Source organism: Ideonella lacteola (assembly GCF_038066555.1).
Lineage (GTDB): Bacteria > Pseudomonadota > Gammaproteobacteria > Burkholderiales > Burkholderiaceae_C > Ideonella > Ideonella lacteola.
Genome location: NZ_JBBUTG010000046.1, coordinates 1 through 10,652, shown reverse-complemented (window position 1 = coordinate 10,652; position 10,652 = coordinate 1). Strand labels below are relative to the sequence as shown.

11 protein-coding genes are annotated in these 10,652 nt (G+C 58.8%); all 11 read left to right on the top strand.

Going from position 1 to position 10,652, the window contains the following annotated elements; genetic code table 11:
* Positions 1-210 (top strand): DUF2345 domain-containing protein (locus AACH06_RS29565; protein WP_341429418.1); only part of this gene is annotated, 210 nt, incomplete at its 5' end.
* A 22-nt stretch (positions 211-232) separates the two neighbouring features.
* Positions 233-2,479 carry a M23 family metallopeptidase gene (locus AACH06_RS29560; protein WP_341429417.1) on the top strand — a complete coding sequence of 749 codons (2,247 nt, stop codon included), beginning with the start codon at positions 233-235 and terminating at the stop codon, positions 2,477-2,479.
* Positions 2,472-2,993 carry a hypothetical protein gene (locus AACH06_RS29555; protein ID WP_341429416.1) on the top strand — a complete coding sequence of 174 codons (522 nt, stop codon included), beginning with the start codon at positions 2,472-2,474 and terminating at the stop codon, positions 2,991-2,993. Before AACH06_RS29560 ends, AACH06_RS29555 begins: the two co-directional genes overlap by 8 nt.
* Before the next feature lie 1,185 nt (positions 2,994-4,178).
* Positions 4,179-4,634: a hypothetical protein gene (locus AACH06_RS29550; RefSeq protein ID WP_341429415.1), complete on the top strand. Its 456-nt coding sequence runs from the start codon at positions 4,179-4,181 to the stop codon at positions 4,632-4,634.
* Positions 4,635-4,831: 197 nt separating this feature from the next.
* Complete coding sequence (locus AACH06_RS29545; protein ID WP_341429414.1) at positions 4,832-5,410, top strand: hypothetical protein; 579 nt, start codon at positions 4,832-4,834, stop codon at positions 5,408-5,410.
* Between the two features lie 255 nt (positions 5,411-5,665).
* Positions 5,666-5,980 carry a hypothetical protein gene (locus tag AACH06_RS29540; protein WP_341429413.1) on the top strand — a complete coding sequence of 105 codons (315 nt, stop codon included), beginning with the start codon at positions 5,666-5,668 and terminating at the stop codon, positions 5,978-5,980.
* Positions 5,981-6,048: 68 nt separating this feature from the next.
* The gene (locus AACH06_RS29535; RefSeq protein WP_341429412.1) at positions 6,049-6,453 is read left to right on the top strand and encodes a hypothetical protein; all 405 of its coding nucleotides are present in this window, start codon (positions 6,049-6,051) and stop codon (positions 6,451-6,453) included.
* Positions 6,454-6,533: 80 nt separating this feature from the next.
* On the top strand, positions 6,534-7,991 hold the full coding sequence (locus AACH06_RS29530) for a lysozyme inhibitor LprI family protein (RefSeq protein WP_341429411.1): 1,458 nt from the start codon (positions 6,534-6,536) through the stop codon (positions 7,989-7,991).
* A gap of 146 nt (positions 7,992-8,137) precedes the next feature.
* A complete protein-coding gene (locus AACH06_RS29525) occupies positions 8,138-9,283 on the top strand; it encodes a hypothetical protein (protein ID WP_341429410.1) in 1,146 nt (381 codons plus the stop codon).
* A gap of 105 nt (positions 9,284-9,388) precedes the next feature.
* Positions 9,389-9,835, top strand: a complete 447-nt coding sequence (locus AACH06_RS29520; protein ID WP_341429409.1) for a YeeE/YedE family protein — start codon at positions 9,389-9,391, stop codon at positions 9,833-9,835.
* Positions 9,836-9,848: 13 nt separating this feature from the next.
* Complete coding sequence (locus AACH06_RS29515) at positions 9,849-10,280, top strand: DUF6691 family protein (RefSeq protein WP_341429419.1); 432 nt, start codon at positions 9,849-9,851, stop codon at positions 10,278-10,280.
* Positions 10,281-10,652: the final 372 nt, after the last annotated feature.

Below are 10,652 nucleotides of genomic sequence, written 5' to 3'. Positions count from 1 at the left end.
TTCGCCGCCGCCAAGCGCATCGTCATCGCCAACTCCCACGGCGCCAACATCACCATCGCCGACGGCAAGATCGTCGTCACCTGCCCGGGAACCTACACCGTCAAGGCAGGTAAGAAGAGTTTGGTCGGGCCGCAGAGTGCCACGGTGCCATTGCCCAGACTGCCTCGGGGTGGACTCGATACGGATGGCGTCGTCCCGTTCTCACTCTGACTTCACACGTTAGAAGCCACCGATGCTGATCAGCTACCCAGTCCTGCCGGCCGCGGCCATTCACGACGACGAAGACGTCTATCTGGCCAACATCATCGAAGGCCATTTGCTTCAGTACGAAGGCGTCTACCCCGTCTCAACGATCAATACCGCCCAGGGCCCGATGCACCGTTGGCACGGTGGCGTCCACCTCAGCGGGGGCGGCGAGCCCATTCGTGCCATCGCAGACGGCACAGTCGTAGCCTGCCGCTTCGCCGCGCAAGCTGAGACATACGAGCCGCTGGGCAGCTACGACACCAGTTTCGTTCTATTGCGCCACGAGACCCAAACCGGCGAGAACACCACCGTTGTGTTCTATTCGCTCTACATGCATCTGGCCAACCAATCAGCGCTGGCTGCGGACCGGCTGTCCCAGTTGCCCGCGTGGATGCGACAGAACCCCAGCACCGAAGTCAAGCGCCCGCCCAATCAGCGCGTCTGGAGAAAAGACGTCTTAGGGTTCGCCGGCCAACTCTACAACCGCGAAGCGATGCACTTCGAAGTCTTCATGCTGGACGCAGACTTTCAGCGCGTCTGGCGTGACAGCACAGCGATCACACAAGGCACCGGCAGCGACGATTGGTTTGGCGATGCACACTTCGTCATTCCGGCTGGCAGTCAGTTCGTCGAACGTCATCCCGACGCCCCAACTGACCAGGGCATCAAAATCGTTGATCTAGCCGGCAATCAACATGACGTGTACTTTCCTGCTCCTCGCGGCTCCTCAGGGCAGAATGATCAACCATTATATGTTTCGGTGTCCTTACAACGCGGCCGCCGCGTAGCCACGACGTATCGCTCAGACGGTAACGGAGGATACGAACCGGTCGGTGCGCCCATAGTTGAAGAGGACTACGAGTATGAGTTGCATCGCCTAACCAAAGTCCTCTATCCCGACTCTCCGAGTGCAGGACTTGAATGGCTCAGATTTGGCCGCCTTCTAGGCGCCGACACTACCATTCGACATCAAAACTGGCAGCAAGTTCGATATAGCGATTCAGCCATTGGCTATATCGATCTGGCTATTGATACCGTGGCAAAACTCAGCGATGCTGATTTTCCCCATTGGTTGGGATGGGAGAAGCGTGAAGAGGGTGAGACCACCAATTTCACGGACGGCATATGCGACGACCAGCGTACTCTGGACGTTCTGCATCAAGCTCAAGGCAACGAGGCAGCAGCCCGAAAACTACAGCATCTGGTTTGCAAGTCACCGAGCGAGTGGGACGACAGCGATCTGCCGGTTCGCTATGCTCGGTTGCGGGAAACAGGACAATCGCTCGAATCCGAAGACTCTTGGCAACGATTCTCGGAACACGTTCGAAAGCTAGCGTTCTGGTCTCAAGCAGAACTGAATGAACGTTCTATCTGGCACTTCCATCCGCTCAGATTCATTCACCACTTCAGGAAGTGCGCGTGGCTGACTGGCGACGAGCTTTCTCTCGCCATTCCTAGATACCCAATATATCAACAGTCCAACGGTATTTTCAGTGCGCACACCAACGGCCCACCCAGCGTCTATCAGATCACACGCCATGAAGCGAGATTACGCTTTTCGACATATTTCACCGAGCTGAATAGGACAATTCGGAAATATGCCATTCACGGAGGAGCAAGGAGGGCAATATTTATCGCACAGGTGATTCATGAAACTGACCGATGGCGAACAGTCCGAGAATATGGACTCGGCCAGCCGAATCCTGCGATACCGATGGCCCAATACTATGCAGCATTTTATGGCCGAGGAATAATGCAGCTAACGTGGGTGGGAATGTATCGCGACTACGCCAATTTCCGTGGCGATACCGCGCTCCCGCACCACAATGGCCCGTACTCCGACCCTCGAATAACTGCCCAATCGGTTCATTGGACCGGCGCGCCGACAGAGACTGGCAGCGCTCAGATTCGGTGGGCACCCAGATTCGACCCCGGTCAACTCGTTAGCGACCCATATCTAGCCTGCGACAGCGGAGGATTTTTCTGGGTGTCGAAAATGATCGGAGGCCGGCGATACAATATTAACCAGGTATGTGACCGAGGAGCAAACTCAGAAGCCGTCGGCAGAGCAAGCGTGCTTGTTAATGGCGGAGGGAATGGATATCTTGAGCGTCAGGCATATGCCCAGTATCTATTTAGATATCTCATGGATGACACCTCGCGCAGCAATCCTCAAACATTCAGCACCCCGCGCGGCAACATTTCCGTCAATTTCGATCGACCAAATGATTAAGGCACCTTTAACCAGACTCTTCCTCAGTTGGTTGCTCGTTCTTTCTCTGGCAGGAGGAGCAATTGCATCGCCTGACGAATCACAGGTTGTCACGCAAAATTCCATGATTGGAGACAAGGTCAAGAACGGAGTAGAGGCCGGCGCAAGTAGCAACCTTCAAATTTTCGGAAAGCAAACGTTACGCAGAGGCAATGATGGGGTCGGAGCATACTGGCTGGTCGCAGTACAAGAGTCCAATCAGGAGTATTGCTCCTTTTACGAAACCCAGAGTAGCGGCACCCCAAGAAATATATATTCATATATCGACTGCAAAATCAATTCCGCAGTATTCGCCGACTACAACAAAGATGGCCTCACGGATGCACTCTACCGGATCACGATAAGGAGCAATATTTACAACGCTCGCGTCAACGATGAAATATTGATTCTTTCCAATCCAAATGGATCTGGATTCTGCAAGAGTGCTCAGAACACAATATTCAAAACGGATGCGACGCACTACGCGTGCCAGTAGCTGATTCAATGGAGCTGAGCAGCGACCTACATATCCGTGTCCTCCCTTGGCGGAGCAACTATTAATTCGTAGGCCCCACGAACTCTTCTGGCCGCTCGTCGTTTCGTGAGGAACCCGCCAGTCAGAATAGCTGATCGTCGTCGAGGCCGGTGAGAATGTCGGCGGCTGCATCTGAGTGCCAGGGGCCGTCCACAAGTGTCCGTTCGCAGGGCGCCGACGCACCTTCTATTCAGATCTATGGGAGTGGATGGACAGACACACGGTCACACCTTGCGGGAAATTGCAATCAAAGACGCAGGTGGTGCCTCTGACGAAGAGCGTTTTATTTAAATTAGAATCGAACACACTCCGCAGAGATAGACGTAAAAAACCACCTGCTTGCGCTACTAGTAATTTTGTCTCCCACGGCATTTGCCGAAGAGGCAAAGCCGACGTGTTTTGACAGTGCCCCAGGCGAGGAAGGTATCCGACCAGACACTCCGGAAAAGGTTCGGTTGGTTAAGGTTACCATTTCCGATCTGGGAGACACTGGATACGTAGCCACCGAATATATTGAAGCAGCCAATCTTCAGGCCGTTTTCTATTTGAAGGAAGGCGAAAAATATTGCACGGCAGGAGATCTAGGGCCACTTACTGACTTTCACACAGATAGAAATAGAAATACAAACAGCTTTTACGACTTAATCGTGAACTCCAAGTCAGGGCGAGCAAAATTCACACGCGGCTTTAGCTTCAAAGACACGCGATATCAATTATCATGGTGCACGGTTTCGGAGTCCGGCTCAAAGGCGCGCCGCTGTACGAAAAATGAGGAAGCCCGTGCCACCCAGTAAAAGTTCGACAGATAGGCAAGTGCCAATTCACCGCACTACACCCTAAGAGGTCGCAGAAATACCTTTTTCGACCAACGATTTTTCCGACTCTCAGGGCTGCCTGACCCTGACGCATTGCCGTACTTGCAAGAATCGCCAGTAGCGTATTCTATAGGGCCTATTTTCCGAACCGGAATGGCCGCGACCACGTTATTGACCCGCTTTCGCGACCTTCCGGCAACCAGCGTTTCCTAATGTGTTCCCAGATTTCGATTTGTACGCACCATGGAATTGCCGATAACCTGTAGACTTGCACTCGTCGAGTGAAGATTTTGACAATGCGCCCTCGATTCTCCTGTTTCTCGCGTTTTCAATGTGGACCAGCACCCTTGCAGCGCGTGAAACAGATATCGATGTAGTCGGCGACCGCAGTCTGGCTCTTGCGGTTGAGAAGATGAAGGTCACGATCGAGACCAGAATTCGAATCGACGGATACGAAATGGATTGCTCCCGGAGATATATCTTAGTTTGGGGCCATCCAACATTACTCAACCCGAACAATCCTCAAGACTCCGTCATCTCCATTTTCGACGTCGCAAAGCTACAAATCGTTGGGAATGTCGCCGTTTCGAAGGGCGTCTTCTCGGCTGAGTTTTTAAAGGACAAGCCCCTGGCGATAGTTGCATCAGACGCCGAATTTCTGATTCGCCTGCCAGACGGCGAAATTCAACCCAGACCCGACGGCCTAGATTTCTCCGGTCCGCAGTTTGAGCGTGAGTCGTGCGCTCGCCCGCCAAATTCTCGCTACCGGAGATTCTCTGATCAGTAGGGATCAGGGTCCGGTTAAATATCCACCAGCTCGCAGGTATCTTTTAACTGATGGCGAGACTAAAGGTTGGTGATCGCATAGACGAAACGGCCGCCCGCCATGCGGGGTCATTAGACAATCGGACAGCATGTATATTTTCCATTTCGGCGAAAGCGTGGGCGATCGTTCTTTTCTGCTCAACCTTTTGCAGCCCCTGCATGGCCGGAAACGACATAAATTGCTCCGAAACCAATGCCCATGTTCAACTTGAGCTGATCGGATTTCCTGCACCCTTGCCAGTGCAATTGCTAGATATAACTGATGGCTGTCGACGCGGCTTCGAGTTCGTTGAATCGAGCACCGACCAGCTGGCGGGTCTCATTAGAGTATCGCCCATTGAACTTGGACTTAACGCCCAGAACGAAGTCTACAGAATTGCCTTTAAGGACGGCACCGCCAAGCGTATCGGGAATATACCCGCCGGGGCAGAACCTGCCGGAGACAACAAATTTATCCACATAATTCAGCAAGGCCATTCGATATATAAGAGTACCTACATAGCCACCGAAACACGTATTTCACTATCTGGTGAATCGCTAGAACTTGTCACCGGCGGAGTGATCTGCGCAGAATCGGGGCGGAATGCATACGCGCTGGACATTTCCTCAAACACGAACTGCAAGAGACGGATCAAGGCGAGCCACGAGAAACCCGTGTGTTTGATTCATAGCGGTCCCACGACAACGCAAACAAGACTTGATCGTTGTTCTGAACTCTCGACTCAGACCCGTCCGTGAGGCGCCTCTTTACCTTGCCATTCTTCAAGGACGTGGCAGGACCAGCGATTGCGTTGCCCTGCGCTGCAAGCGGCAAAGTTTGCTGATGGAGCCGGCAAACCAATCCTCTTAAGTTGCTCTTTCAAACCTTAGAAGTTGTCTTTGCGCCCTCACCGCCCTCCGGAACTGTCGAAAAATTGGGGGTGAGGGAATTTCAGCCCGCCAACATACGGCGGACAGATTTGGTCGCGGTCACCGCCGCGCAGCATCAAGAACATGCCAGCTCAAACGACTTCGACGGCATCACGCTCAAGCCAGGGCCGTTCACTGCCCACTCTGTCCCTGGTGCTGGGCACGGTGCCTCCTGCGCTGGCCGTGTGGATTGGCGCCACCGATCCCGCTTGGTGCTCCAGCCCCTATGTGGGTTGCCTCGCTGAGATGCTGCTGCTGGGGCCGGCTGCTTGGATGGTGGGGCTGGTGATCGGGGCGATCGGCTACTTCATCGGGCCACGTACCGTTGGGCGGCTCGTGCCGGTTGTTTTGAACGCGCTTGGCGTCGCCTTGTGCGTGGGCTACCTGCTGATGGTGTAGGTTGTCGTTCAGCGTCGGGCCCTTGTAGCGGACCCAGGCGCTTCAGCCCCTGCGCTCATTACTCTTCCATGATCAATACACTTCTCGCCGCCCTGTTGATACTGTCGACCATCGGAACGGTGTTGGCAGCGTTCCTTGAGCTCCTGAGCGGTGGGTCGGCGTCGGGCTCGCATAACTCCACGCGCGACTTCGTGCCGTTCATGGCGCTATGCCTGATCTTGGCGGTCGCATCGGCTGTGGCGCTCATTTGGCGCAAGTGGGGCCGGCGGATGGTTGCGACGGCGAAGATGGCCATTGAAAGCGCGCCTGCGGCAGAGAATGCGCCGCCCGCCTATTCGTGGACCTGCCTGGTCTGCGACACCGCGAACCCGCCAGGCAGCGGGGCTTGTGCGGGTTGCGGCAGCAGCCCTTTTCTTTCTTCGACGCAGATCGCGCAAGCCAGGCAGCGGCACATGGACGGCCGGGCCGGCTGATGTACGCGCCAAGCTTCTGACGGCGCAAAGCGGTTTCGCCCGGCTCGGCCGTCGTGCCTATCTCACCTTGTCACATTCGTATGGATCGCGTGAATCGCATGGAAGGCCTGGCCGCGCATGTCGGGGCGCTCTTCACCCCTGCCCACAGCTGTTTTGTCTGGGCCCAGCGCCATTTCGCCGCAGGCCTGCTGGGGCTGTCCACTGCGCTGGCCGTGGCTGAGCCCACAGGCATAGCCTGCGACGTGGCCAAAGGCGATGCTGAGAAGGCGATCTGCGCGGATCCGCGGCTGCGGGCGGGAGACCGTCAGATCGCTGAGACGTTGGCCCAGCTGCGGCGCGCGCCTCATGCGGACAAGGCCCAACTGGCTTCGGAACAACGGCAATGGTTGAAGCAGCGTGATGCCTGCGGCGCCGATGTTGGGTGTTTGCTGTCGCGGCACTCCGAACGAAACGAATCACTCGCTGTGCAGTGGCGTGTGGCGAGTTCGTACCACCCGGATGCAATCGACAAGGCGGCCGCCGAAGCGCTGCGACGGTCCATCGACAAACGGATGTCCACGAACGCCGAGTTCGCCCTCGAACGGGCGCTGGATGACGTGGCTTGGACGAGCCCCACGACACGTTTCGCCAATGAGATCCCGGCCAGCGAAGGCGGCGACGAAGCGAAGTGGCATGAATCAGCCTTTCCAACCGTGCGGCCAGCCGGAGTGACACCGGACGAATGGAGCGCCTTGGTCGGCAGCGGCGTCGAAGGAGGTGGCGAAAACGGCCTTGCGAGCTACACCCTGATCGACCTCGACGACGATGGTGATCGTGATCTGGTCGTGGACTCCTTCGTTGGTGGCACGGGCATATGGACGCAGGTCTCGTTCTCGGAGTTTCGCGAAGGGCGGTTCGTCAGCCCGTCCAAGCCCGTCCAGTTCTCACTCAACGGGCGCGGGGCGAACCAAGGCTACCGTTGGATCGCGCTCAACGGTCGTGCTTATGCGGCGTACATCAATGGGCAATACGGCTTCGACACCGTCTACCTGCTGCGGCCATTCGTCGCAGCGGGCGCGGTGCCCGCCATTCGGGTGGACTACGAGTACCGCTTCGAGGTGCCCCGTCGGCAAGAAACGCCGGACCGCCCACCTGTCGAGCTGGACGAGTCCACCGCCACCGATCTGAATCAAGCGGTGGGTGTCTTGAACCACACGGTCGGTGATGATCTGCTGACGAGTGAACCGCGGGCCATTTGCCCAACGAAAGCGACACAGGAAGACGCCGCTGAACCAGAGACATCGTACGGACCTGGGCACTACACCTACGACGTGGTGGCAGATTTCCCAGTCTGGCTCAGCGGTGAGTGCCATATCGGGCGGGCAGTCAATTGGTTTGGCGCCTACTACGCCGACCGTGGGCTGTTGGCGATGTTGTGGGTGCGCAGGCCCCATCAGCCCGGCGAGACCCGCGAGCCGGAAGAGAAAGAATTCGTGCTGCAGGCACGGCGCAAAGCGGTGAAGACCGCCTGGGCGTTGAAACTCTTCGAGCACCAGTAAGGCTCACCCTCTCTCCGGCGGGCTGGCCCCAGGGCCCTGAGCCTCTTCGGTTCCAGGTGCATCGCTTCGCGGGCCAGCCGCAGCAGGCCGCTTGCTGCGTGAGGATGCTTCCAACGTCAACTCGGGCGATTGGAAGGACCTCTCCCATGAAGATCTTCGGCAACTGCTGCAAGGCCACGGACGTGGTCGAGAACGCACATTCGGCGCGGCCGCGGAGTGAATCCAACCCCACTGGCCGCGCCGCCTCGCCGAGACCGGGCCTCGACGATGGCTCGCCTGCATTGCAGCCCCGGCGCCAGGCGCCAGCCCCTTCGGAAACGGCCTCCATGGCGGCCGCGCCGCGTCGGGCTCCACCCTCGGCCAAGAAGCAGGACTTTCTGGCGAGCAGGCCTGCGGAACAACAGCTGACGCTCGAACAGATCCAGCACCTGGCGGCGCACTACAAGTCGAAGCTCGGGGTCGATGTGAAAACCAGCACCACCGGCGGAACCGCGGACGTCGCTGGTGAGTTGCAGAAGCTGGCCCGGACAGCCCAGGAAACCGGAAAGCCCATCGCCTACCTGTTTGTCAACAAGAGGGTGGGGTTTCTGGAAGCAGAGGCAGTCAGCACAGGCAAGGGACACGTGGACGCCTATGTCGCGACCCCGAACGGGCGAGTACTGAACCTCGTTGCATACGACATGGCATCGTCTTACAACATCGAGTCAGCGCTCACCCAGAGCGACACGCCGGTGGCCGTGATGGATCTCACTAGGTTGTTGACCGGCTCGGGAGGCAAGGTTCACCCGCAAGGCGGCCAGACTGAATGCGGATCGCTGGGCCTGGCGTCGATGAAGGAATACCTCAAGAACAACAGCGAGCAACTCGCGAAACGCTCGTTGGTGCTGTGCACTGGCAGCCCCAAAGCAGGCGGCGCTCAAGACGGCCTGATGATCCCCTCGCCGCAGGCGCTTCGGTACAGCCAGTCTGATCTGGCGGTCAAGGTCGCCCACGCGGTCGTCACCGGCACGGACCCGCAAGCCACCGTCGAGCACAGGGGACAGAAGTACACCGTCAAGACACTCGCTGGCTATGCCCAGGACGGTGTGCCTCTCGAGCGCCCATTGGCCACGCCCGGATCAGGCCGCCTCTCCACCACTGAGTTGGACAGCTTTCGCCAGCAGTGGGCTGCCGCCTACGACCACGAAATGACCCCCAAGCGCGAAGCGATGCGCGACAGCGCAGGACGCAATGCCTACCTGGCCCAAGTGCAGCACCGGCACAACGCACGAGCACCACAAGAAGCGGCCTGATGTGCATGGCATCAGCGGCGCCGCCGCCAACACCGGCCTGCGAAAATGCCCAGCGCGGCGGAGCGCCGACTCCGCCGCATTGACCCTTTTCGCCCCCACTGCCGCATGACGATCGACTGGAACAGCTTCACCCCCTTCTCGTCCCTCGCTGGCGGCGCACTCATCGGCACGGCTGCGGCGGTGCTGATGTGGTGGCAGGGCCGCATCGCCGGCATCAGCGGCATCGTGGGCGGCCTGCTGCAAGCACCTCGTGGCGAATCGGCCTGGCGCTTGGCGTTTGTCGCGGGCTTGGTTGCTGCGCCCGCGCTGGGTGGCGTTGTCGCCCAACTGCCGGCAGTGCACATCGAGGCGGGCATGGGCACCCTGATCGTCTCGGGCCTGCTGGTGGGGCTCGGCACCCGCTATGCGTCGGGTTGTACCAGTGGCCACGGGGTGTGTGGCTTGTCGCTGCGCTCAGCGCGTTCGATGGTGGCGACCCTGGCATTCATGGGGGCGGGCTTCGCCACGGTCTTCGTCGTTCGCCACGCTTGGGCGACCGGGTTTGGCGCCTGAGCGGGTGATGGCCATGAACCTGTGGTGGGCGTGGTGCTCGGGCCTGATCTTCGGCGCGGGCCTTCTCGTCTCGGGCATGGCCAATCCGGCCAAGGTGCTGGGCTTTCTGGATCTGGCTGGCCCGTGGGACCCTTCGCTCGCACTGGTGATGTTGGGGGCCATCGGTGTGGCGGCGCCCGCCTTCGCGTTGGCGCGCCGGCGCGGCCAATCCCTGTTGGGTCTGCCCATGCAACTGCCTGAGCCGAAGGCGATAGACCGCCGGCTGGTGGGCGGCAGCCTGCTGTTTGGCCTCGGCTGGGGCCTGGTGGGTTTTTGCCCGGGGCCCTCCATCGTCGCGCTCGGCATGGGGCAGGTGAAAGCTGTCGTCTTCGTGCTGGCGATGCTGGCGGGCATGGCCCTGTTCGAATGGCTGGAGCGACGCCGCCCGCGCCGCCCGCCGGCCTGACAAGCACGCCAGTGCAGTGTTCGATGCTAGGCGGAACCTAAGAAAACCGATGGGTTTGGTCGTCTGGCGAGGCGCAAACCACAGCGACGCCCGGTGGCATCGCGAAGAATTGCAGCGACGCCAGGCGGCCAAAGGCACGGTTTGATGCTCCGCATGGCGTCGGACACTGCACTAGCCTGGATCTTTCACGAATCTGCTCGGACGAGCAGACCGGGGGGCGGTGAAGGGGCTTGGCGACTTGGATGAAGGCGATGGCGTCGCGCGAAGGCATGTTTGGGCGATTGCGGGCGCAGTACCCCCTTACCCCCGTTGTTTGTCAGCGTGCCGGAGTAGCACTCGCGGCGGGCTATGGGGCGAGCGCGCGGGCGGCCG